Here is a 23,436-nt window from a genome sequence, read left to right as displayed (position 1 = left end):
TTGATCTGGCCCGTGACGACCGGACGCTAGCGAATCGGTGCTGTGGTCGTTGCCAAAGAGTTCCCGAAGCTGCGGTGGGCTTCGAGTTCGCGTTCCACCGGTGCCTCCACCAGCTCCCGTGCCGTCTCGCGCACCGACTCGCTCAAGCGGCGTCGTAGGCGGGAGGCCCGCATGCGGGAGGCGACGGAGGCGATGATCCCACCCGTGATGGCCAGGAAGATCGCGACCACCACACCGGTGAGGACCATGAGCGTGGGCACCGGTAGCGGGAAGCCCTCGACCGTGGGTGGCGGGGGCAGCGGGATCTGGAAGTATTCGGCCGCGAACAGACCCAGGAGCCAGAGCAAACCCAACACGGTCATGGCCATCGCGATCCACTGCAGCACGTCAAAGATGATCCACCACCAGGAGGCCGACCGCGCCGAGAACTTGGTGCGGGCCACGGCCTGATCCAAGGCATCCGGAAGGCGGGACTCATTGGAACGAGCGGCTACGCGCACGCTTCGACGCCACGGTGCTCCCGCGCCATCGGACACCGCATCCGCGTAATTACGGACGGCGGAGTCCGCGGACGCCTTCTGGGAGGCATTCATTGGCGGCAGAGACGTGCGATGGACCGAAGGGTCCGAGCCCTTGTCGTGACTCTCGATGTGCAGTCGTTTCAGCGGGTCCTTGCGGAACTTGGCGAGCCAGCGCGTAGCGATCCAACCGGTGTGCTTGCCGGCGCGCAAGCGATAGGAGCGAGCTGCAGCGTCGGCAATGAGGTTAACTCCCGCAGCACGGACGAGACCCGCGGTCAGTCGTTCGCTCGCCTCGCGGGTGATACCGCGCGGATCGCCCTCTCCGGCCGCCTCCGCGAGTACCTGCCCCGCGTGGATCACATCCGCCTCGAGGCGTTGTCCCGCCGCCGCCCGGTGCGCGGCGATCCCGTGGATGCGCTCTCGCAGTTCGGGCACGCCGTCACCTGTCAGTGCTGACACGGCCACGGGTGCGCTGGGTCCCGAGGTGGGTAGCCCGTCCTGAGCGAGCAGCTCACGGAGCGACGCCAACACATTGGGCAGGTCCGACGGCGCCAACCGGTCCGCCTGGTTGAGCACCACCATGGTGACCGCGCCATGGCGGGACAGGGGTTGCACAAAGTCCTGGTGCAGCACGGCGTCCGCGTACTTCTGCGGATCTACCACCCACACGACCACGTCCACCAGGCCCACCATGCGGTCCACGATGTCCCGGTGCTCGCGGGTGACCGAGTCGAAGTCGGGCAGGTCCAACAGGACCAGACCGCCACTCGTAGTGCTGGCCTTGCGGCCCTTACCGGTGCTGATACTCAGAGCAGGCCCCACCACATGGCGGTCGCTGACGTCCAACCAGTCCAGCAGGGCTTCGCTTCCCTCGACACCCCAAATTGCGGCAAGCGGCTGGGAAGTTGTGGGGCGGCGGGCCGCGGTACGCGCCAAGTCCTGACGGACCACTGCGTTGAACAGTGTCGATTTGCCGGATCCGGTCGCACCGAAGAAGCCCACCACCGTGTGATCGGCTGACAGTGCCCGCCGCTCCCCCGCACGTTCCAGAGCTTCGCGGGCCGCCATCACGGCATCTTGGTCAAGGCGCCCCTCGGCCAGTTCTGTGGCCTGGGCAAGACCCTTGATCCGATCGGACAGGGTGATCTCGGGCTGCTTGTTGCGCAGTTTCACAGGGCCTCACCGGCCGAGCGGATGTTCTGGGCCGCGGAGCGCAGTTCACCCGCGGCGGGGTGTTCACCCAGTTCGTCCAGGCGGTCCAGGAACGCTTTGGCGCGCTGGTCCAGCAGCTGCTTGATCCGCGTCTCCAGGTTCTCACGGGCCTTCTGGCTCATGCGGCGCACGGCGTCCTCACCGAAGACCGCTTCGAGCAGTTTGGTTCCCACCACACCGGAACCGCCGGCGATACCGACTTCAAGGCCCGTGAGACCACCGGTCATCGAGAACACACCGATCATGAGGATCACGGCCAACGCGTTGACGCCCAAAGACATGGCCCGAGCCTGCGTGCGTTTGCCCGCGCCCTCCTGCTGGATCATGAGCATCACGTCAGATTGCCACGCTCGGATGTGTTCGGCGGCCGTTTGGGGGTAGTCCTCCGGCAGCGCGGACAAGTCGCGGCCGGCCAACAGGACCTGACCCGCGGTTTCATCACGCCAGCGCCGCTCGGCCAATTCCGAGGCCCTCGCAGTGTGCTCCACGATCACGGCCTGCAGACCGGTTTCGATCGCCTCCTCGACCTGGACCTCCGGAGCGGGTTCGCCCTTGAAGAATGCGGTGATCCGGTCGCGCACCCGCCCGATTCCGGCCTCCAGGTTGCGGAAGAACTCGCCGGTTCCCACGAAATCCTGCCAACGCGCGAGGACTTCACCGCGCAGCAACGTGCCATCACGGGTTGAGTCGATGACCGCTTCCAGAGCGTCGTCGAACGCGGTGGTGACCTCACGGCGCAGGTGATCTTCAGTGCGCTGTTGGCCTTCTACGGCCTCCGCGGTGCGGTCGGTGTTGTCCGCGAGTTCACGCACGGCGCCACCCAGCGTGCGAGCAGCAATCTCGGAGCGGGCCTGCGCATCGGCACCGAGCTCTTCGAGCCAGCCTCGCAACGGGGCCACCACGCGGGGCGGCAACATGCCTAGTTCGTTGAGCGGGGATTCCTCCACCACAAAGATGGGCGCGTGGGACAGGCCCTCCTGGTTCAGCATCCGTCGCAGGTCGTCCTGGATTTCCTCCGCCGACGCCGCCTGCACACGATCCAGCACCACGGCCACGGTGATGTCGCGGCCGGCCGCATTGCGGAGCAGTTGCCACGGCACGGCGTCCGCGTAGCGATTGGCGGTCGTGACGAACAGCCACAGGTCAGCCGCGGAAAGCAGCTGGGCGGCGAGCGCCCGGTTGTCGTCCGAGACGGAGTCGACGTCCGGGGCATCCAGCACGGCAAGCCCCTGCGGAATCTTTTCGTCCGCCAGCAACACCAGAGAACCGGTGTCCTCCACCGGCCGGTCGCCGTCATGGGGAGCCGGAGCCGTCACGGTGGGATCCATGAGCTTGCCGCGCACACGCGCTAGGTGCGGAAGGACGCGCTGGGAAGTGAATGCGGCGGCGTCGTCGGGGTGGTGAATCAGGAGTGGCCGGCGCGTGGTGGGACGAATGGCACCGGACCGAGTGACCGGGTGGCCCACCAGGGCATTGACCAGAGTGGATTTGCCGGCGCCGGTCGACCCTCCTACCACCGCGAGCAGCGGGGCGTCCAAAGAACGAACGCGTGGCAGCACGTAGTCGTCGAGCTGGGCAACGGCCCGTCCCACGGTCTCTCGCTGCTGCGGCGCGCTGGCCGTGGCAAGTGGCAGCGTGGTGGAGCTCAACAGGTCTCGGGTCTGCTCAAGCGCTTCGATCAGCGGAGTGGCAGATGCGTTTTCGGTGCTCACGCCGCCATTGTGCCAGTGTTCGGGGACTCACCGCGCGTATCACGGCAAAAGCGACGCGTCGTGGCTCAGCGCAGGTCGAGCAACGCGCAGATCTCCGCGAACGCCTCTGGAACCACGCTGTAGTGTGCCCATTTTCCCCGCTGCTCACGCGTGATCAGCCCCGCGTCCACGAGTTTCTTCATGTGGTGACTCACCGTTGGTTGGCTGATGCCCAGCTCTTCCGTGAAGTCACACGAGCACACGCTGTCACAACCCTGTGCGGCCAAATGTGAGAGCAACCGCAAGCGCATGGGGTCCGCAAGCGCCTTGAGCACCCGCGCGATCCGTTGTGCGTCCTCCGCGCTGATCACACCCTGAGACAGCGAACAGCACTCCCCGGTGTCGGTCGCGGGGGCACAGCACGCGGATGAGGTGGCGTTCAGGGACTCGGGCGTGGCGGTCATGCGTTCATCTTACTTTGACGTATATCGATGTGAACACTGAGTCGCCTGGCCTGTCCTGAACGGTTCCCTGAACGCGGTGACTTCGGAGTGGTCACACCGAGCGTTCATACACGTGCGCGGTGGTGACCACGCCGTCATCACGGACCCATTCCTTGGCTTCGCGGGTGGGTTCGTACCCGAGACGACGTCAAAATCCCTCCGCGGCCTCCGCGTTGGTGGCCACGATCGACAGCTGGAGTGTCGTTATCCCCGGGTCGTTCATCGCTCGGTCAACCAAGGCCTCATGGAGCATGCGGCCCACTCCCCCGCCCTGACTGTCGGTCTCCACCTGAAGCAGACCCACGTACATGACCTCTGGGCGCGGGTAGCCGCGCACGGCGTCTGCCACCCCGATGAGTCGGTTGTCATCCCACAAGCCGATGGTGGTCTTGGACTCCAGGTCCAGACCGGGTGGCCGGGTGTGGAGGACGTCGCGAGCGGCGTCGGACTTGGGCGGCCGCCCGAACACCCGCATGGAGTACCCGCCGTCGTCCATGATCAGACCGGTGAGCGCGTCGAGGTCATTGGAGGTGAGGTCGGACACACGACAGGTCATGCGATCAGTCTAGGAACCATACGGAAGTCCCACGTCTAGCCGGCGACGCCGCCGCCCCACCTTCCCGGGCAAGCGTCACCCACGTCTTGAGGGCCGTAGGAACCCTCCGCGGCACCTGGTGCGTCGTAAGGACCCCCGGATACGAAAAAACCCCGCCTCCGAAAGGAGACGGGGTTTCGTCACATGCGTGACCCCAGCGGGATTCGAACCCGCGTTACCGCCGTGAGAGGGCGGCGTACTAGGCCGCTATACGATGGGGCCCTAGTTGATCGAGAAGCTTTTTGGCTCAATCGACGGACTAAACAGTAACATCAGATTTCGCCAGCACCAACTTGCTCGCTCGGTGCATTCCATCCGCTGTCAGATCAGTGGATGTTCAGCGCTGGGATACCAGGACTCGAACCTAGAACGACGGTACCAGAAACCGCTGTGTTGCCAATTACACCATATCCCAATGTTTTGCTGGGGCTTTCGCACCCGCGCAACGAGCAATAACTATACCCAATCGCTGCGCGGGTGCCAAACCGAGGAAAGGGCGCCTAGCTCAGCTGTGCTGCGAGCGCCTTGATGCGGTTCAGAGACGATTCCTTACCCAGGATCTCCAGGGACTCGAACAGCGGCGGCGAGATGCGCTCACCGGACACTGCGGTCCGCACCGGGCCGAAAGCGAGACGCGGCTTGATCTCCAAGCCCTCGACAATGGCCACACGCAAAGCGGCCTCGATGGGCTCGGCGGTGAAATGGTCCAGCGGCTCGAGTGCCTGGACGGCGGCCTGCAGTACCTGCGGGGCGCTTTCCTTGAGCTGCTTCTGAGCGTCCGGGGCGATCTGGATCTGATCGTCGGAGCGGAACAGGAAGCCCAGCAGCCCCGGGGTCTCGCCCAGCAGGTTCATGCGCTCCTGCACCAGTGGGGCGGCCTGATCCAGGATGGCGTTCTGCTCATCGGTGAGGGTCTCCCCCACCAGGCCCGCAGACTGCAGGTACGGGATCAGGCGGTTACGGAAGTCCTGCGGATCCAGCATGCGGATGTGCGTGCCATTGATCGCTGTGGCCTTCTTGACGTCGAAGCGCGCGGGGTTGGCCAACACGTCGTGGATGTCGAAGTTCTCCACGAGCTGCTCGACACTGAAGATGTCTTCATCAGCGGACAAGGACCAGCCCAGCAGCGCCAGGTAGTTCAACAAGCCTTCGGGGATGAATCCGTTGTCTCGGTGGTTGAACAGGTTGGATTCGGGGTCCCGCTTGGAGAGCTTTTTGTTGCCCTCACCCATCACGTAGGGAAGGTGTCCGAATTCGGGGATGAACTCCGCCACGCCAACGTCCATGAGTGCGCGGTACAGCGCGATCTGGCGCGGGGTCGAGGACAGCAGATCCTCGCCGCGCAGCACCTGGGTGATACCCATGAGGGCGTCGTCGACCGGGTTGACCAGGGTGTAGAGGGGCTTGCCGTTGGCACGAGCCACCACGAAGTCCGGTACCGAGCCGGCCTTGAAAGAAATTTCGCCGCGGACCAGATCGTTGAAGGCAATGTCCTCGTCGGGCATGCGCAGACGCAGCACGGGCTTGCGTCCCTCGTCGCGGAACGCCTGCTTCTGTTCCTCGGTCAGGTCGCGATCGTAGTTGTCGTACCCGAGCTTGGGGTCCTCGCCCTTGGCCTTGTGCCGTGCCTCAACCTCATCCGGTGTGGAGAAGTCCTCGTACACGTGACCGGACTCGACCAGTTTGGCCAGCACGTCCTGGTAAATGTCACCGCGCTGGGACTGGCGGTAGGGCTCGTGCGGGCCGCCCACGTTGACGCCCTCGTCCCAGTCGATGCCCAGCCAGGCGAGTGCGTCAAGGATCTGGCCGAAGCTCTCTTCGGAGTCACGGGCGGCGTCCGTGTCCTCGATTCTGAACACCATGGTTCCGCCGGTGTGGCGGGCCCAGGCCCAGTTGAACAGGGCGGTGCGGATCAGTCCCACGTGCGGGGTGCCCGTGGGTGACGGGCAGAAGCGAACGCGCACGGGAGTGTCGGCGGAAACGGTGGGGTGAAGTGAAGTCTGGAGGTCAGTCATGATGTGACCATTCTAGGCTCACGTGTCACCGCCACCGCATTCCCCCGGCTCCCGTGCCGATCGGCCCAACACCCCGAGTACATCGGGGAACGGTTCTAGCGCCGCAGCACCGTGGTGAGGCGACCGATGCCCTCGATGTCCACGTCCAGGCTGTCGCCATCGTCCACGATGCCCACTCCCGCCGGGGTGCCCGTGAGAATCACGTCACCGGGCAGCAGCGTGAAGGCCTGAGACACGTAGGAGACAAGGGTCGCTACATCGAAGACCATGTCTCCGGTGTTGCCGTCCTGCTTGAGTTCCCCGTTGACACGGGACTGTACGGCCAGGGAGGTGGTGTCGAGCTCAGTCTCGACCCACGGGCCCAGAGGACAGGCGCCGTCGAACCCCTTGGCGCGGGCCCACTGGCCGTCCGTCTTCTGGGCGTCACGCGCGGTGAGATCGTTGGCTCCGGTGTAGCCGAAAACGACCTCGGGAACGCGCTCGACCGGAACGTCCTTGCACATCCGCCCGATCACCACGGCCAGTTCAGCCTCGTAAGAGACCTGCTCGGTCCAGGACGGCAACGTGACCGGGTCGCCGGGGCCTGAAACGGACGTGTTCGGCTTGAAAAAGAGTAAAGGGCTGGTGGGCAGGTCATTGCCCATCTCGGCGGCATGGTCCGCATAGTTGCGTCCCACGCACACGATCTTGGAGCGCGGAATGACCGGGGCCAGTAACCGCACCTCGGAGATGTCCACCGTGCGTTCGAGCGGCTGGACGCCCACGTAGAGGGGGTCGCCGGAAAGGTAGGTAATTTTTTCCTGGCCCTCGGACCCGGAGACCACGCCAAAGTGAATTTCATTGTCAAAGGTGAACCGTGCAATGCGCATGCCCTAAGGCTACACAGCACGGTCCACCTAAAACCTGCGTTGAGCGGTGAGCGATCAGGCCAAACGCGTGAGCCAGCCGTGGGTGTCCTCCGCACGTCCGGTCTGGATGTCGAGCAGCTGCTGGCGCAAGGACATGGTCACTTCGCCGGGCTGGTCGTCCTCATTACCGATGACCTCGTCATTGCTGACCAGACGGCGCACCGGAGCGATGACCGCTGCGGTACCGCACGCGAAGACCTCGGTCAGCTCACCCGAAGCCGTGCCCTCACGCCATTCGTCCAGCGTGAAGCGGCGCTCCTCGACCTGCAAGCCGCGCTCCTTGGCGAGCTCGATGATCGAACGACGGGTCACGCCCTCCAAGATGGTTCCGGTCAGTTCCGGGGTCACCAGCCGGCCGTCCTTGAACACGAAGAACACGTTCATGCCACCGAGTTCCTCGATCGCGTCGTCACGTTCGTGGTCCAGGAACAGCACCTGGCTGCAGCCGTGCGCGTCACCTTCCATTTGAGCAATCAACGACGCCGCATAGTTGCCGCCGCATTTGGCGGAGCCGGTGCCCCCCTTGCCGGCGCGGGCGTAGGTGCGGGACAGCCAGATGTCCACGGGCTCCACCGTGCCGAAATAATTGCCCGCCGGGGACGCGATCACGGAGAAGCGTGCCTGGCGAGAAGGACGCACGCCCAGGAACGGCTCCGTGGCAATCATGAAGGGGCGCAGGTACAGCGATTCGCCGTCACCGGATGGCACCCATTTCTCGTCAGTGCTGACGAGCTCGCGCACCGAATCCACAAAGGTGTCCTCGGGCAGGGCCGGCAGGGCAAGGCGTTCGGCCGAGCGGTTCAATCGAGCCGCATTGGCTTCCGGGCGGAAGGTCCACACCGAGCCGTCCTCGTGACGGTAGGCCTTGAGTCCCTCGAAGATCTCCTGGCCGTAATGGAACACCGCGGCGGACGGATCCAACGCGATCGGGCCGTAGGCCTCCAAGCGAGGGTTCTCCCACTGTCCGTTGCCCTTCTCCACGTCACCGGTCCAGTCGATGGAGATCATGTTATCCGTGAAATGCACACCGAAACCGGGGTTGGCCAGAATGGCGTCCCGGACCTCGTCGGTGGCCGGATGAGGGTTGGGCTGACGGACAAACTGGGTGCTCAAGAGTGTTCTCCTTCGACTGCTCGGATTCAGGCGTCTTTCAGGGCGGCCACAATGTGGTCACCCACCTGATCGGTGCTGCGTTTCTCGTTGCCGTGCGTCTCGAGATCCCGGCGCACTGCCTGGTTGATCTGGTCTGCGAGATCCTCGTGGCCCAGGTGTTCCAGCATCATGGCGGCGGCGAGGATGGAAGCCACCGGCTGTGCTGTTGCGGTTCCCGCGATGTCCGGAGCGGAACCGTGCACCGGTTCGAACATGGATGGCGCGGTGCGATCTGCGTTGATATTACCGCACGGTGCCAGACCGATACCGCCGGTCACCGCGCCCGCCTGATCGGTGAGGATGTCGCCGAACAGGTTGTCGGTCACGATCACGTCAAAGCGCGAGGGGTCGGTGGTCAGGAAGATCGTGGCGGCGTCGATGTGCAAATAATCCACGGTGACGTCCGGGTACTCCGGGGCCAAGGCATTGACGGTCTCCTGGTACAGGCGGCCGGCGTTGACCAGCACATTGTGCTTGTGCACCAGCGTGAGTTTTTTGCGTGGACGCTTCTGCGCCAGCTCGAACGCGTACTTGACCAGGCGGCGAACACCGTGCGCCGTGTTGACGGACACCTCGGTTGCAATCTCGTGCTCAGTGCCTTGGCGGACGCGGCCACCGTTGCCCGCGTAGAGGCCCTCAGTGCCCTCGCGAACCACCACGAAATCGATGTCACCGGGCTCGGCCAGCGGACTGGTGGTCCCCGGGTACAGGGTGGCCGGGCGCAGGTTGATGTAGTGATCGAACGTGAAACGCAATTTCAGCAACAAATCGCGCTCGAGAATTCCGGACGGAATACGGGTGTCGTTGGGAGCCGCGCCGACGGCGCCGAACAGGATGGCGTCATGGCCGCGCAGTTTTTCCATGGTCTCGTCACTGAGGACCTCACCCGTGGCCAGCCAGTGCTCCGCGCCCAGTGGATAGTGAGTCTTTTCCAGGGTGATACCGGCAGGTTCGGTCACGGCATCGAGGACTTTCACCGCCTCTGCAACAACCTCGGGGCCGATCCCATCTCCGGGAATCACGGCAATCGAGTACTTGGTGGCTGCGTTCGACGATGCTTCGCTCATGCTCCCAGCCTAAATCCGCCGAGCCCGGGTATTCCACAACGTGAATTCGAGTCTCGGATATTGAGACAGACAACGGCGGCGTCGCCATGTTGCCATGACGACGCCGCCGCACCAGTCTGCGCAAGCGAGATCAGCCTCTGAGAGCCTCGGGCTCTTCGTAGCGCGGGAACACACCGGTCGGCTTGGGGAGGTCGGTTCCGGGCGCCAGTCGCTCGGTGATCGCCGCGTACTGCCGGGCCTCACCCTCGGGCTGGCCCAGCTGGGTCAGCAACTTGGCCATGGAGTCCGGCATGACCGCCTGCACCAAAATCGCCACGATGCGCAGCACTTCGGCCGTCACGTACAGCACGGTGGCCATGCGCTCCGGGTCGGTCTTACGCAGCACCCACGGTTCCTGCGCGGTGAAGTAGCGGTTGGCGTTGGCAATCACGCGCCACACCGCTTCCAGCCCGCGGTGGAAGGCCTGGGCATCAAATGCGGTGCGGAACGTCTCCACCACGGCGTTGGCCTCGTCGAGCATCGCTTGATCTTCGGCCGTGAAGTCTCCGGTTTCGGGAACCGCTCCCCCGAGGTTCTTGGCGACCATGGACAAACTGCGCTGGGCCAGATTGCCCAGGTCATTAGCCAGGTCCGAGTTGATGCGGGAGGCAATCGCGTCGTGGGAGTAATTGCCATCCTGACCGAAGGGAACCTCACGCAACAGGAAGAAGCGCAACTGGTCCAGCCCGTACTCCTCGACGAGCGAGTGCGGGTCGATCACGTTACCCACGGACTTGGACATCTTCTCGCCCTGGTTGAACAAGAACCCGTGGGCGTACACGCGCTTGGGCAATTCCAGTCCGGCAGACATCAGGAAAGCCGGCCAGTACACGGCGTGGAACCGGGCAATGTCCTTGCCGATCAGGTGCAAATCGGCGGGCCAGAACTTCTGGAACTTGGGGTCTTCCGTGTCCGGGTATCCCAGGCCGGTCAGGTAATTGGTGAGGGCGTCCACCCACACGTACATCACGTGGTCCGGGTTGCCCGGTACGGGCACGCCCCAGTCGAAGGTGGTACGGGAAATCGACAGGTCCTGCAGTCCCCCGCTCACGAAGGACGCAATCTCGTGGGAACGGGTTTCGGGTTGCACGAAACCAGTCTTGTAGAGCTCCAGGAGCTTGTCCTGATAAGCCGAAAGGCGGAAGAAGTAGCTCTCCTCCTCGGTCCAGGTCAGTTCGGTGCCGGTGCCGATCGAATACCGCTGGCCGTCCTCGCGGACCTCGGTCTCGTCCTCGGCATAGTAGGCCTCGTCGCGCACGGAGTACCAGCCGGCATACTTGTCCAGGTAGATGTCCCCGTTGGCCTCCATCCGCTTCCAGATGTCCTGGCTCGCGGCGTAGTGGTCCTCGTCCGTGGTGCGGATGAAACGGTCGTAGCTGACCTGCAGCTCGTCGTCCATTTCCTTGAACTGGGCGGCGTTCTGGTCCGCAAGTTCACGCGGTGACACACCCTGTTTCTCGGCGGTCTGCTGCATCTTCTGGCCGTGCTCGTCCGTTCCTGTCTGGAATCGCACGTCGAAGCCGTCCAGTCGTTTGAAACGCGCCATGGTGTCCGCGGCAATCGCCTCGTACGCGTGCCCGATGTGCGGGGACCCGTTCGGGTAGGAAATCGCGGTGGTCAGGTAGTAGGGAATCTGCTCGCTCACGCCCACCACTCTAGCGACCGTCCGGTACTTTTCTCGCCTCGAGAACTCCCAGGACAGCACGACGCCGCCGGGAGAGTTCGCGTGAACTCTCGCGGCGGCGTCGGCGATCACATCATGGCACCCGATTGGAGTGCCGGATCAGGACCAATCAGCGAGCGGCAGTGCCTTCGGTGTAGTCCTCATCGGTCTGTTCCCATGCGAAGAGGGAACGCAGCTCGCGGCCGGTCTCCTCAATGGGGTGAGACTCTTCCTTGGAGCGCAGTTCCTTGAACTCCTTGCCACCATTGGACTGATCATCCATGAAGCGCTTGGCGAAGGTGCCGTCCTGGATGTCCTTGAGCACAGCCTGCATGTTCTCCTTGACATGAGCGTCAGCCACGCGCGGGCCGGAGACGTAGTCGCCGTACTCGGCGGTGTCGGAGATGGACCAGCGCTGCTTGGCAATGCCGCCCTCGACCATGAGGTCCACGATCAGCTTCAACTCGTGAAGCACCTCGAAGTACGCGATCTCCGGCTGGTAGCCGGCCTCGGTGAGAACCTCGAAGCCCTGCTGCACCAGGTGGGACATGCCGCCGCACAGCACGGCCTGCTCGCCGAACAGGTCGGACTCGGTTTCCTCAGTGAAGGTGGTCTCGATGACACCGGCACGAGTGCCGCCAATGCCCTTGGCGTAGGACAGTGCCAGCTCAAGAGCCTTACCGGAGGCGTCAACCTCAACAGCCACCAGGTCGGGCACGGCGCGGCCGGCCTCGAACTCGCGACGCACGGTGTGACCGGGACCCTTGGGCGCAACCATGGCCACGTCAACGCCCTCCGGGGCCTTGATGTAACCGAAACGGATGTTGAAGCCGTGAGCGAAGAAGATGGCGTCGCCCTCGTCCAGGTTGTCCTTGATGGACTCCTCGAAGACCTTGGCCTGGACCTGGTCCGGGGTCAGGATCATGATGACGTCGGCTTCCTTGGCGGCCTCGGCCACGGTGAGCACGCGCAGACCGTGTGCTTCAGCCTTCGCACGAGACTTGGAACCCTCGGCCAGACCGATGCGGACGTCAACACCGGAATCACGCAGATTCAGCGCGTGGGCGTGACCCTGGGAGCCGTAACCGATGATGGCCACGGAACGGTTCTGGATGATCGACAGATCTGCATCGTCGTTGTAGTAGATCTTTGCCATGGGGTTGTCTATCTCCTCATTCGATGGTGGGACTGCTGTTCGGATCGGGGACCGCGTCCCGAGCGGAACCCGATCAAGGGTGTAATGGTGCTAGTGCCGCAGCGCGCGGTCCGACATGGACTTGGGACCGCGTCCCAAGGCCAGCGTGCCAGCACGTACGATTTCTCGCACGCCAAAGGGCTCCAACACGTCCAACAGAGCGTGGATCTTGTCACGCGCGCCGGTGGATTCAATGACCACGGACTCGGTGGAAACGTCCACGATGGTGGCCCGGAACAGGTTTGCAGCCTGGGTGACCTGCAAACGAGTAGAAGCATCCGCGCGGACCTTGACCATGATGTGGTCGCGCTGCACGGAGGATTCCGGGGCGAGCTCAACAATCTTGATGACGTTGATGAGCTTGTTCAGTTGCTTGGTGACCTGCTCCAGTAGTTCACCGTCCGCATCCACCACCACGGTGATCCGGGAAATCCCGGGCAGTTCAGTGGGGCCCACGGCCAGGGAGTGGATGTTGAACGCACGGCGAGCAAACAAACCGGCAACGCGCGTCAGCACGCCGGGCTTGTCTTCAACCAGAACGGAGAGAGTATGACGGCTCATTGATTAGTCCTCCGAGTTCCAGTCAGGAGTCAGGTTTTTGGCAATTTGGATCTGGTCGTTGGAAACACCGGAAGGCACCATGGGCCAGACCATGGCATCCGCGGACACCACGAAGTCGATCACCACGGGCCGGTCATTGATCTCCAAGGCATGCTTGATCACGTCATCCACTTGGTCATCGCTTTCGCAACGCAGGGCGGCGCACCCATAGGACTCGGCGAGCTTCACAAAGTCCGGCACGCGGCGGGAGTTGTGACCGGTGTTCAGCTCGGTGTTGGAGTAACGGCCGTCGTAGAACAAGGTCTGCCACTGCCGCACCATACCCAGTGACGAGTTGTTGATCACCGCCACCTTGATGGGGATGTTGTTGATCACGCACGTGGCCAATTCCTGATTGGTCATCTGGAAGCAGCCATCGCCATCGATGGCCCACACCACACGATCCGGTTGCGACACCTGTGCGCCCATGGCGGCCGGGACCGCAAAGCCCATGGTGCCCAGGCCCGCCGAGTTCAGCCACTGCCGCGGACGCTCGTAGTCGACGAACTGTGCGGACCACATCTGGTGCTGACCCACGCCGGACACATAGACGGCCTCCGGGCCGGTCAGTGCCGAGATCCGTTCGATCACGTACTGAGGGCTTCCCAGGCCATCATCGGTACGGGTGTACCCCAGCGGGTAGGTGTCACGCAGGGTGGTCAACGTGGACCACCACGTGCCGAGGTCAGGCTTCTCGCCGTTCTCGAATTCTTGCCGCACCGCATCGGTGAGGTCCGGGATCACGGACTTGAGGTCGCCCACGATCGGGACGTCCGCCGTGCGGTTCTTAGAAATCTCGGCGGGGTCGATGTCCGCGTGGATCACCTTGGCATTGGGTGCGAAGGTATCCAGCTGCCCGGTCACGCGGTCGTCGAAACGCGCGCCTAGCGTGACCAGTAGGTCCGACTGCTGCATTGCGTAGACCGCAGGAACCGTGCCGTGCATACCGGGCATGCCCAGGTTCAACTCGTGCGAATCCGGGAACACCCCGCGGGCGGTCAGCGTGGTGACCACGGGCGCCCCGGTGAGCTCGGCGAGTTCGAGGAGCTCCGCAGCGGCGTCGGCGCGCATGGTGCCGCCGCCGGTGTAGAGCACCGGACGTTCGGCGGCCGCGATGAGGCGGGCGGCTTCTTTGATCTGTTTGGAGTGTCCGCGCGTCACGGGACGGTAACCGGGCAAATCCAGCTGCGGCGGCCACGTGAAGGTCATAGTGGAGACCTGCGCGTCCTTGGAGACGTCCACCAGGACGGGTCCGGGACGGCCGGTCGAAGCCAAGTGGAAAGCCTCGGCCAGGACGCGAGGAATGTCATTGGCATCGGTCACCAAGTAGGAGTGCTTGGTGATGGGCATGGTCATGCCGACGATGTCTGCTTCCTGGAACGCATCGGTGCCGATGAAGGCGCTGGAGACCTGGCCGGTGATGACCACCATGGGGATCGAGTCCATGTTGGCGTCCGCCAGCGCGGTCACCAGGTTGGTGGCACCGGGACCCGAGGTCACAATGCAGACACCCGTACGCCCCGAGGCCAGCGCGTATCCTTCGGCAGCGTGCCCCGCGCCCTGCTCGTGACGCACCAGGATGTGGTTGATCTTCTCCGCGTCCATCAGGGGGTCGTATGTGGGAAGGATTGCGCCACCCGGAAGGCCAAAGACATCCGTGGCGCCGAGCTGTTCGAGCGAACGAATAATGGCCTGGGAACCCGTCATTTCCTCCGGACCCTCAGCGCCCACCACCGCTGTGGCTACGGGATGCTGGTCCGATTCCGCGCCCACCAATGACGCAGAGGTGTTCTCGGCGCGCCGATGGGCCATCACGGCCGGTGAGATCGGCTGATCCTTACTCATAGTGGATATTTCCTTTACCTGCTGTTGGTGCTGAACGCCGGGCGGGCCGTCCCCTGACCGATAACGGTTTGCCGATGCGGGTCGTTATACATAAGGAAAGGCCCTCACGCCACGGGTTTCGTGAGCGTTCGGGCCTGTGTCCACGCGCGACGTATTTTCCTCAGGCCCGATGTCCGATAAGAACAACGACTCCAAGGTCTACGACGTCACTGGGTGCGAACTGCATAACACCCACTGTAGTGAGGCGCGCGTCTCTTGTGTCAATCTTCGGACACCATGTCTCACATTATGAACTACTCGCCACTGCGATCGAGATCAAGTCGCCCGGGTTGCACCAAAAATTTCGGCGCCTCCCCTGCCTTGATGAGCTCGATCTGCTGCAGGATCAGATCCCGCACCCGTGGCCGGTAGGACACGTTAGAGCCACCCACGTGCGGCAACACGATGGAACCCGCTGCACTCATGAGTGGATGGTCACCGGGCAACGGCTCCGGGTCGACCACGTCCAGAGCACAGCGGAGTCTGCCCGCGAGCACTTCCTCGGTCAGCGCATCCGTATTGACCAGCGACCCGCGCCCCACGTTGACCACCAGAGCATCGTCGGGAAGTTTGGCGAGCATGGCGCCATCGAACATGTCGTCCGTCTTCTCAGTGAGCGGTAGTGCGACCACCAGAATGTCCGTCTCGGGCAGAATCTGCTCCAGTTCGTCCACGCCGCGAACCTGGCCCTGATCATCTTCACGCGCCGACGACGCCACGCGAGTGATCTCGACTTCGAACGGACGCAGGCGATCAATGACCGCGGACCCGATTTCGCCAATGCCCACCACCGTGACCTTGGAGTCGGCCACCGCACGGGAGAAGAAACGCTTGTAGACACCCTCCTTCTGCTGCACGATCGCCCGGTCCAAGTTCCGCTGCGCGGCAATGATGAGCCCCAGCGCAATCTCAGCGGTGCCGGCGGCATGCACCCATCCCGCCGAGGCCAGCGCGACATCCGGGCCAATCTTTTCCGGAACCCCGTTGTAGCCGGTGGACTGCAGCTGCAGAAGCTTGACGTTTTCCACGACCGACGGATTCTTCATCCATCGACCGCTGAAATAGGGAGACACCGCAATGTCGATGTCTTCGCGGGCACAGCCTTCCGGTTCGCCCTCGAGGTCCCACAACACGCACTTGAAATCGGTGAGTTCGGCACTGACCTGATCGAAAAGTTTCTGCTCGGGAAGCGAGATCACACGCAGGTCAGACAAGGCGACGGTTGAGTGCTGAGAAGTCATGGCTCCATGGTACGTGCGAGCCCGCCCAGGAACGTGTCCAGCGCCACGCGCGCAGAATTGGACAGATCGCTACACGGTGCTAAAGTTATCTCTCGTTGCGCAGGGGAAACCCGGCACAGACAAGTTCCGAACGGAACGAACCATGTGCTAACTTTTTCCCGGTAACGCAAGCGCCTCTAGCTCAATTGGCAGAGCAATTGACTCTTAATCAATGGGTTCTGGGTTCGAGTCCCAGGGGGCGCACCCCAAGAAAGCCCGGTTACATTACTGACGTGATGTGGCCGGGTTTTTTCATATGCGAAGCCGCATAAAGAACTGCACCACCTCCAGCTGGAGGTGGTGCAGTTCAGAAGTTTGCGCGGATTTTATTTCTCCGCAGGGACGGCCTTGTCGCTATCCTGCCGGGCGACTCCGTCATCGGAGACTTCGAGCTTCCATCGAGCTCCACCCAGCGTGGAAATGATGTCCGCCAGGGAGCGCCGAAAATCCTCGTCCACCAGGGTGCCTTCGCCCAGCAAATCATTCTCCAATTTTGAGGCGATCGCCAGAACCTGCTCCCCCTCTGGGGAGATGGAAACCACGTGCGAACGGCGGTCACGGACATTCTTGGAACGCGTGATGTGCCCGTGGACTTCCAATCGGTGCAAGGTCTTACCCATGGTCTGCGCTTGAACGCGAACTTTGTGCGCCAGTTGCGCCTGGGTCATGCTGCCCTCGGCTTGCAGGACGTCCAGGACCATCACGCCGGCGTGAGTGATACCAAGAGATGCAAGGCTCTCGTTCCACGCATGCTCCACCAGCCGCGCTGCGGTTGACAGCAAACGATTCGTGGGCCACTGGTTTCTATAAGACATACGCTCTACTATACCCGCCCCGGATCAACCGATCAGACTATGGTCAGGGTGCTGACAGTGCAAGTTTATGACGTAGATTTCCCCGTTCAAGTGGTTAATCTGCCCACGAACCTGCTTCGCAACCCTTAGCTTGTAACAGTGTCATGTTATCGCCCAGCTAGTCAAGATGCGAGACGGGTGTCACTCAATCGAAAGGAATCCACTCTATGACAAGCAGGTTGACCACCGGAGAGCCCGCACCAGAGTTCACGCTGCCGGATGCGAATGGCTCGGAAGTATCACTATCCAACTACCGCGGCCAGCGCGTGATCGTCTATTTTTACCCGAAGGCGTCCACCCCGGGGTGCACCACCCAAGCGTGTGATTTTCGCGACAACCTGGCGGCGTTCACGGCGGAAGGTTTCGCAGTCCTCGGGATTTCACCCGATGCACCAGCGGCCCTGGAGCGTTTCACGAATAAACAGGAGCTGACCTTCCCGCTGCTCTCCGACGAGGACCACAAGGTCGCTGAGGCCTACGGAGCCTGGGGAGAAAAGAAAAACTACGGCAAGACCTATGAGGGTCTCATCCGTTCGACCGTTGTCGTGGATGCCGACGGCAAGGTGGAACTCGCCCAGTACAACGTGCGCGCCAAGGGCCACGTGGCCAAGCTGCGCCGCGATCTCAAACTCGCCTGAGCGGCGTCGTCGCACTGCCCCTGCGGGCGCAGGCCCAGCGGCCGCGACCCGCGGGGCGGAATGTTGCGCACGGTTTGTCCGGTTACCATGGTTGACGTTCGCCGGGCAGTCCCGTGCGAGCTGCGCGAGTGGTGGAACTGGTAGACACGCAGGATTTAGGTTCCTGTGCCTCACGGCGTGCGGGTTCGATTCCCGTCTTGCGCACCAACCCGGTCAGCTCTATCAATGGCTGACGGTCGGTGAAAGGATCAGCTCCGTTGAGCACATCGGAATTCCAGTTCGGGCGTCGCGGCTTCCTGGCCGCGGCCGGGCTGGGTCTGGTGCTCACCGGCTGCGGTAACTCCACTCCACGATCGCAGAATCCGTCCGCCTTGCCGGACACCTCATTCACCTTCGCCCAAGCCGCGGCTCCCGCCACTCTGGATCCTTCCGTCAGCAATTCAGTGGAGACTTCACGGATCGCCGCCCAGATCCTGGAGGGGCTGGTCACGGCGGATCCGTCCACCGGTGAACCCCTTCCGGGCCTCGCCGAATCATGGGAGACCGACGACGACGAACGGTCGGTGACTTTCACCCTTCGACGTGGGATCACATTCCACGACGGCGCCGCCTTCAATGCGGAGGCCGTCCGAGCCAACTTCGACAAGTGGCGCGACCAGGCGGAATCGGACGCTCATTGGGCTCGCAGAACGTCGTTCGCGACCGTGTTCCGCCACGGCAACTCGGACCCGTCCACACCGTCCAGCTACGGCGGATGCGAAGTGCTCGACGAGCGCACTGTCAGACTTGTGCTGCGGCACGCCTACTATCCCCTGTTGCACGCACTGACCCAGCCGTCGTTCGGCATTGCCTCACCGGACAGCATCGCAAGCGGTACCTCGCGCAGTCACCCCGTGGGCACGGGCCCGTTCCGTTTCGAGTCTGCGGATGAATTGTCCGTGCGCCTGGCCGTGAATCCTGATTACTGGGGAGAGCTGGGGGACCTGGGCCGCCTGGAATTCCGCAGTATCACCGATGCCAAGGTCAGGTACGCCGCCCTGGTAGCGGGTCAGGTGGACGCCTACGACCAAGTCGGTTTGGATGCCTTCGCCCCGCTGGCCCGAAGCGGCACCCAAGTGCTGTTCCGGGACCCCTATTCCGTGTCGTACGTGGGCATCAACCAGAGGCTCCCGCTCCTGCAAGACGTCAGGATCCGCCGTGCCATTGCCGCCGCGATCGACCGGGGAGCAATTGCACGTGAGTTGTTCCCCAACGGCACCAATGTGGCCGATCAGTTCATCCCGGCCCGTTTCAATGTGGACGGGGAGGACTTACAGGTTCCGGCCTTCGACCCGCAGCGCGCCCGCGAACTCTTGTCGGATACCAGGTACAACGGCGAAAAACTCACGTTCTATTACCCCCGCAATACGTCCCGGTTGTACTTGCAGAGGCCTGAGCAGGTATTCGCCATGATTTCGACACAACTTACGCGCGTTGGTTTCAACCTGGATCCGGTGGCCGTGAATTGGGATGACGACTACGTGCAGAAAGTCACTGATCCGCAGTCGCAGCACGCCTTGAGCCTGCTGGGGTGGAGTGGCGGGTTCCGCGATCCGGACAACTTCCTGGGTCCGTTGTTGGGTTCTCCCAACGCAGAATTCGGAGTTCGGGACCGGGGACTGATCACCGCGGTGAATCGTGCGGCTGCGATGTCCGGCGACTCTGCTCGTGCCAACACCTACCGCGCACTCAACAACCGGATCTCGGAGCTTCTTCCGGCAGTTCCGCTGGCACACCCGGTCTCCGCTGTGGCCGTGAACAATCGAGTCGAAACATTCCCGTTGACGTCCACTGGCCACGAATTGTTCAACGACCTGACCCTTCGCACCAGCTGACGGGTCGCCTACCCTAAGGGCCCTTATTCGGTGATCGTCCCGGGCTGGGGATAGTCTTAGATGTGAACCTCACGCGGCGCACCGAGGCGCCGGCATCTCATTCCGGGAGACATTTTGACTTCACCTCAGCCCACAGAATCCACCGACGTTCTTCTGGTTGGCGCAGGCATCATGAGTGCCACGTTGGCGACCATCCTCAAGGATCTTCAGCCCGATTGGGACATGACCATCCTGGAACGTCTGGACCGCGCAGGTTTGGAGAGTTCCAACGCCTGGAACAACGCGGGCACCGGACACGCTGCCCTGTGCGAGCTCAACTACGCACCCCAGGCCGCTGACGGCTCTGTGAGCGCGCAGAAGGCACTGAACATCAATGAGCAGTACCACGTGACGCGCCAGCTGTGGACCACGCTGGTGGAAAGCGGAGTGCTCAAGGACCCCTCCACCTTCATCAACCCGGTTCCCCACATCTCCATGGTGTTCGGCGAAGACCACGCCAACTATCTGCGCGCGCGCTATGACTCCTTCACGCACAACAAGCTGTTCGAGCGCATGGAGTTCTCGGAGGACCGCGACAAGATCGCCGATTGGGCACCGCTGACCATGCACGGACGCGGCGCCGGCCGCGTGGCGGCAACTTTCGCCCCGGAAGGCACCGACGTCGACTTCGGTGCGCTGACCAACCAGCTGATCGACCACGTCGCCAGCAAGGGTGCGAACGTTCGCTACGGCCAGGAAGTGACCACTCTCAACCGCCAGTCGGACGGATCCTGGATGGTCAAGGTCGAGGACCGTCTCAACAGTGACAACAACCGCACCATTCACGCCAAGTTCGTATTCCTTGGCGCCGGTGGCGGCGCCCTGCACCTGCTCCAGTGGTCCGGCATCAAGGAAGCCAAGGGGTTCGGTGGGTTCCCCGTCTCCGGCTTGTTCCTGCGCAACACGGATCCTGCCGTCACGTCGCAGCACAACGCAAAGGTGTACGGCCAGGCGTCCGTGGGCGCACCGCCCATGTCCGTGCCGCACCTGGACACCCGCTACGTAAACGGCCAGAAGGCTGTGATGTTCGGACCGTACGGCGGATTCAAGCCCAACTTCTTGAAGCACGGTTCGTTCCTGGACCTGCCCAAGTCCGTGCGCGCACACAACTTGTACCCCATGACCCGTGCGGGTCTGGCCAACCTCGACCTGGTCAAGTACCTCGTGAGCGAGCTGACCAAGACTCGTGCGCAGCGCATGGACGCCCTGCACGAGTACTACCCCACTGCCGAGTCAGACGAGTGGGACTTGATCGAAGCCGGTCAGCGCGTTCAGGTCATGAAGAAGGACCCGCAGAAGGGCGGCGTGCTGCAGTTCGGTACCGAACTGGTGACCAGCGCTGACGGCTCCATCGGTGCGCTGCTGGGTGCTTCGCCGGGCGCTTCCACCGCAGTGCCCATCATGCTGAATCTGCTGTCGCGGTGCTTCCCCTCCAAGATTTCAGATTGGGAGCCCCGTTTGAAGGAACTCATCCCCGCCTACGGCGTGAAGCTCAACGACAACCCGCAGCTCGCGGACGAGGTCATTGGCCACACCTCCAGGGTGCTCGGGATTCGTTGATCCGCAGCTAGGCCCAGCAGCCCGGGGAGGGGCTGCGAAATCACGGGAGCATTTGTACACTTCGTACAAATGCTCCCGTGTCGTTTTCGGGTGTCGTCCGAGATCCGGGATGTGCACTCTTACGTGGACAGGGTTACCACCAGGTGTCATAAATGTGGACACTCGCGACGCAGGAGCATCGTCTACGGTTTCGTAGCATTGGAAGAACGTCCATAGGGGGTGGACGTTCAAAGGGGGAATTATGCCATCCAGAGGGACCATTGAAGCGTGGGAGGCCTTGAGCCGCTGCCACGTCTCCGTGACCCGGGTGCTACAACGCAACGTGAATTTGCACGGGTTGTCTCGCCGCGAGTTCGAAGTACTGGCGACTTTGTACACCGCCGATCGCAGTGGTCTGAGACTGCGCGATCTCAACAGTCACGTACTGCTCACCCAGTCGAGCCTGTCAAGAATGTTGGAACGGCTGGAACTGAAAGGTCTGGTCACCAGGCGTCAGGATGCACAGGACCTGCGCGGTGTACGTGTCACGCTGACCAGCAGCGGTTCAGAACTGTACGAGGCCATTTCTGTGGGGCATGACCAAATGGTTGCCGAACTCATCAGCACAGCTTTGGATCCCGAGGAGATCCGTGTCCTGACGAGACTCAGTGAGCGCGTCCACCAGTACTCGCTGTCCTTGTCGCAATAAAAACATCGCGCGGTCCCGGTTCCGATTGCAGCGGCTCAGCCCACGGTGCACGATCCAGCGTCCGTGGCCCAGTAGACTGTCGAAGAACTGTCATTCGCACTAGCGACACACTTCTTCGAGAGGACTGCGCGATGAGCGACTACAAGCTTGAGTCCACGCAGCGCCGCGAACACGCGGCACCTGACCCGGACCATGATGCCAAACCCGACTCCCCTACTGATCTCAAGGGGCAGTCCTGGGGATATGTGTTCAAGCGGGCTATTTCTGAATTTTCCAAGGATGGCTGCACCGATCTTGCGGCGTCCTTGACCTACTTCGCGGTGTTGTCGATCTTCCCCGCATTGTTGGCCCTGGTGTCGCTGCTGGGTGTGTTCGGTCAGGGGGAGGCCACCACCACGGCCATCCTGGACTTCTTGGAGCAGTATGCCCCGGCCGAGCTGGTGAGCCTGCTGTCCGAGCCCATTTCGCAATTGACGACCCAGTCGGGCGCCGGTTTGGCGCTGGTCATTGGTGTGGCCGGTGCGCTGTGGACCGCTTCCGGTTACACCGGTGCGTTCGGGCGCGCCATGAACCGGATCTATGAAGTGGGTGAAGGTCGCCCCTTCTTGAAGCTCAAGCCGCTTCTCATGCTGGTGACCCTGGCCGTGGTGCTGATCGTCGCGCTGGTCATGTTCATGGTGCTGCTCTCCGGTGACATCGCTCAGAGCGTGGGCGACCTGGTCGGCCTTGGCTCTACCGCCGTGACTGTGTGGAACTGGGCCAAGCTCCCGGTCATCCTGTTCCTGCTGGTCCTCATGATCGCGCTGCTTTACTACGCGACCCCCAACGTCAAGCAGCCCAAGTTCCGGTGGATGAGCCCCGGCGCCGTCATCGCTCTGGTGGCCATGATCGTGGCGGGTCTCGGTTTCGCGTTCTATGTGTCCAACTTCGCCAGCTACAACGCCACCTACGGCATCATCGGCTCCGTGATCATCCTCCTGTTGGGCCTGTGGATCATGAACAACGTGTTGCTGTTCGGTGCCGAGGTGGACGCCGAGGTCGAACGAGGCCGCCAGCTGCAGGCAGGTGTCCGCGCCGAGAACACTATTCAGCTGCCCCCGCGTGACGTTCGCCAGACCGAAAAGATCGAGGCCAAGGAAGAAAAGCTCGAGACCGAGGGTCGCAAGCTGCGTTTGCAGAACGACCACATCGATTACTCCTCGGATTCCGACGATTCTTCCAAGGACGCGAAGGAATCCAAGGACTCGGAGAAGTAGCCCAAGGCACCTCCGAAGCCGCAATAGAAGCCGGTTCGCAGTTCCCATCGCGGGAATGCGAACCGGCTTCGGTCGTTAACTGACGCTGCTCTTGTTAAGGGTCGACGCCGTCCTTCGGTTCCTCGCGGGGCGAACTCTCAGTGCCTACCGGGCACGCTGACATAAGCTGGATGTAATGCCCGGAACACGCCAACAGGAAGGC

General features: G+C 62.7%; 19 protein-coding genes and 4 tRNA genes. 7 read left to right on the top strand and 16 right to left on the bottom strand.

The window, feature by feature from the left end; translation table 11 throughout:
- Positions 1-26 precede the first annotated feature (26 nt).
- The 15 genes from ABD283_RS01330 to ABD283_RS01260 all read right to left on the bottom strand — a co-directional run bounded on the left by ABD283_RS01330 (position 27) and on the right by ABD283_RS01260 (position 16,286).
- Positions 27-1,694, bottom strand: coding sequence for a GTPase (locus ABD283_RS01330; RefSeq protein ID WP_344223262.1), 1,668 nt, complete (start codon positions 1,692-1,694; stop codon positions 27-29).
- Positions 1,691-3,445, bottom strand: a complete 1,755-nt coding sequence (locus ABD283_RS01325) for a dynamin family protein (RefSeq protein WP_344223261.1) — start codon at positions 3,443-3,445, stop codon at positions 1,691-1,693. Before ABD283_RS01325 ends, ABD283_RS01330 begins: the two co-directional genes overlap by 4 nt.
- A gap of 65 nt (positions 3,446-3,510) precedes the next feature.
- A complete protein-coding gene (locus tag ABD283_RS01320; protein WP_344223260.1) occupies positions 3,511-3,888 on the bottom strand; it encodes an ArsR/SmtB family transcription factor in 378 nt (125 codons plus the stop codon).
- A 187-nt stretch (positions 3,889-4,075) separates the two neighbouring features.
- The gene (locus ABD283_RS01315; protein ID WP_344223259.1) at positions 4,076-4,483 is read right to left on the bottom strand and encodes a GNAT family N-acetyltransferase; all 408 of its coding nucleotides are present in this window, start codon (positions 4,481-4,483) and stop codon (positions 4,076-4,078) included.
- Positions 4,484-4,671: 188 nt separating this feature from the next.
- A tRNA-Glu gene (locus tag ABD283_RS01310) sits at positions 4,672-4,744 on the bottom strand.
- A gap of 121 nt (positions 4,745-4,865) precedes the next feature.
- Positions 4,866-4,937: transfer RNA gene (locus ABD283_RS01305), tRNA-Gln, on the bottom strand.
- Between the two features lie 85 nt (positions 4,938-5,022).
- Positions 5,023-6,537, bottom strand: coding sequence for a glutamate--tRNA ligase (gltX, locus tag ABD283_RS01300; RefSeq protein WP_344223258.1), 1,515 nt, complete (start codon positions 6,535-6,537; stop codon positions 5,023-5,025).
- A 95-nt stretch (positions 6,538-6,632) separates the two neighbouring features.
- Complete coding sequence (locus ABD283_RS01295; protein ID WP_344223257.1) at positions 6,633-7,406, bottom strand: fumarylacetoacetate hydrolase family protein; 774 nt, start codon at positions 7,404-7,406, stop codon at positions 6,633-6,635.
- A 54-nt stretch (positions 7,407-7,460) separates the two neighbouring features.
- The gene (locus ABD283_RS01290) at positions 7,461-8,558 is read right to left on the bottom strand and encodes a branched-chain amino acid aminotransferase (RefSeq protein ID WP_344223256.1); all 1,098 of its coding nucleotides are present in this window, start codon (positions 8,556-8,558) and stop codon (positions 7,461-7,463) included.
- Positions 8,559-8,584: 26 nt separating this feature from the next.
- Entirely contained in the window at positions 8,585-9,664 is a 1,080-nt protein-coding gene (locus tag ABD283_RS01285) for a 3-isopropylmalate dehydrogenase (protein ID WP_344223255.1), read from the bottom strand.
- 130 nt (positions 9,665-9,794) lie between these two features.
- Complete coding sequence (metG, locus tag ABD283_RS01280; protein WP_425552782.1) at positions 9,795-11,348, bottom strand: methionine--tRNA ligase; 1,554 nt, start codon at positions 11,346-11,348, stop codon at positions 9,795-9,797.
- Between the two features lie 148 nt (positions 11,349-11,496).
- The gene (gene ilvC / locus ABD283_RS01275) at positions 11,497-12,522 is read right to left on the bottom strand and encodes a ketol-acid reductoisomerase (RefSeq protein ID WP_344223254.1); all 1,026 of its coding nucleotides are present in this window, start codon (positions 12,520-12,522) and stop codon (positions 11,497-11,499) included.
- A gap of 90 nt (positions 12,523-12,612) precedes the next feature.
- Entirely contained in the window at positions 12,613-13,122 is a 510-nt protein-coding gene (ilvN, locus tag ABD283_RS01270) for an acetolactate synthase small subunit (protein WP_312395587.1), read from the bottom strand.
- Between the two features lie 3 nt (positions 13,123-13,125).
- Complete coding sequence (locus ABD283_RS01265; protein ID WP_344223253.1) at positions 13,126-15,006, bottom strand: acetolactate synthase large subunit; 1,881 nt, start codon at positions 15,004-15,006, stop codon at positions 13,126-13,128.
- Between the two features lie 293 nt (positions 15,007-15,299).
- Complete coding sequence (locus ABD283_RS01260) at positions 15,300-16,286, bottom strand: NAD(P)-dependent oxidoreductase (RefSeq protein ID WP_344223252.1); 987 nt, start codon at positions 16,284-16,286, stop codon at positions 15,300-15,302.
- 170 nt (positions 16,287-16,456) lie between these two features.
- Here ABD283_RS01260 and ABD283_RS01255 point away from each other — a divergent pair.
- Positions 16,457-16,529: transfer RNA gene (locus tag ABD283_RS01255), tRNA-Lys, on the top strand.
- Positions 16,530-16,651: 122 nt separating this feature from the next.
- Here ABD283_RS01255 and ABD283_RS01250 read toward each other — a convergent pair.
- On the bottom strand, positions 16,652-17,140 hold the full coding sequence (locus tag ABD283_RS01250) for a MarR family winged helix-turn-helix transcriptional regulator (protein WP_344223251.1): 489 nt from the start codon (positions 17,138-17,140) through the stop codon (positions 16,652-16,654).
- Positions 17,141-17,346: 206 nt separating this feature from the next.
- Here ABD283_RS01250 and bcp point away from each other — a divergent pair, with 206 nt between their 5' ends.
- The 6 genes from bcp (at position 17,347) to ABD283_RS01220 (ending at position 23,234) form a co-directional block, all read left to right on the top strand.
- The gene (gene bcp, locus ABD283_RS01245) at positions 17,347-17,817 is read left to right on the top strand and encodes a thioredoxin-dependent thiol peroxidase (RefSeq protein ID WP_344223250.1); all 471 of its coding nucleotides are present in this window, start codon (positions 17,347-17,349) and stop codon (positions 17,815-17,817) included.
- Between the two features lie 122 nt (positions 17,818-17,939).
- A tRNA-Leu gene (locus ABD283_RS01240) sits at positions 17,940-18,024 on the top strand.
- Between the two features lie 50 nt (positions 18,025-18,074).
- Entirely contained in the window at positions 18,075-19,691 is a 1,617-nt protein-coding gene (locus tag ABD283_RS01235) for an ABC transporter substrate-binding protein (RefSeq protein WP_344223249.1), read from the top strand.
- Between the two features lie 114 nt (positions 19,692-19,805).
- Positions 19,806-21,290, top strand: a complete 1,485-nt coding sequence (locus tag ABD283_RS01230; RefSeq protein WP_344223248.1) for a malate:quinone oxidoreductase — start codon at positions 19,806-19,808, stop codon at positions 21,288-21,290.
- A gap of 241 nt (positions 21,291-21,531) precedes the next feature.
- Positions 21,532-21,978, top strand: a complete 447-nt coding sequence (locus ABD283_RS01225; RefSeq protein WP_344223247.1) for a MarR family winged helix-turn-helix transcriptional regulator — start codon at positions 21,532-21,534, stop codon at positions 21,976-21,978.
- 131 nt (positions 21,979-22,109) lie between these two features.
- Entirely contained in the window at positions 22,110-23,234 is a 1,125-nt protein-coding gene (locus tag ABD283_RS01220; RefSeq protein ID WP_344223246.1) for a YihY/virulence factor BrkB family protein, read from the top strand.
- Positions 23,235-23,436 lie beyond the last annotated feature (202 nt).

This window comes from Kocuria atrinae (assembly GCF_039531425.1).
In the GTDB taxonomy this organism is placed as follows: Bacteria; Actinomycetota; Actinomycetes; order Actinomycetales; family Micrococcaceae; genus Kocuria; species Kocuria atrinae.
This window is presented reverse-complemented; position numbering and strand designations above follow the sequence as displayed.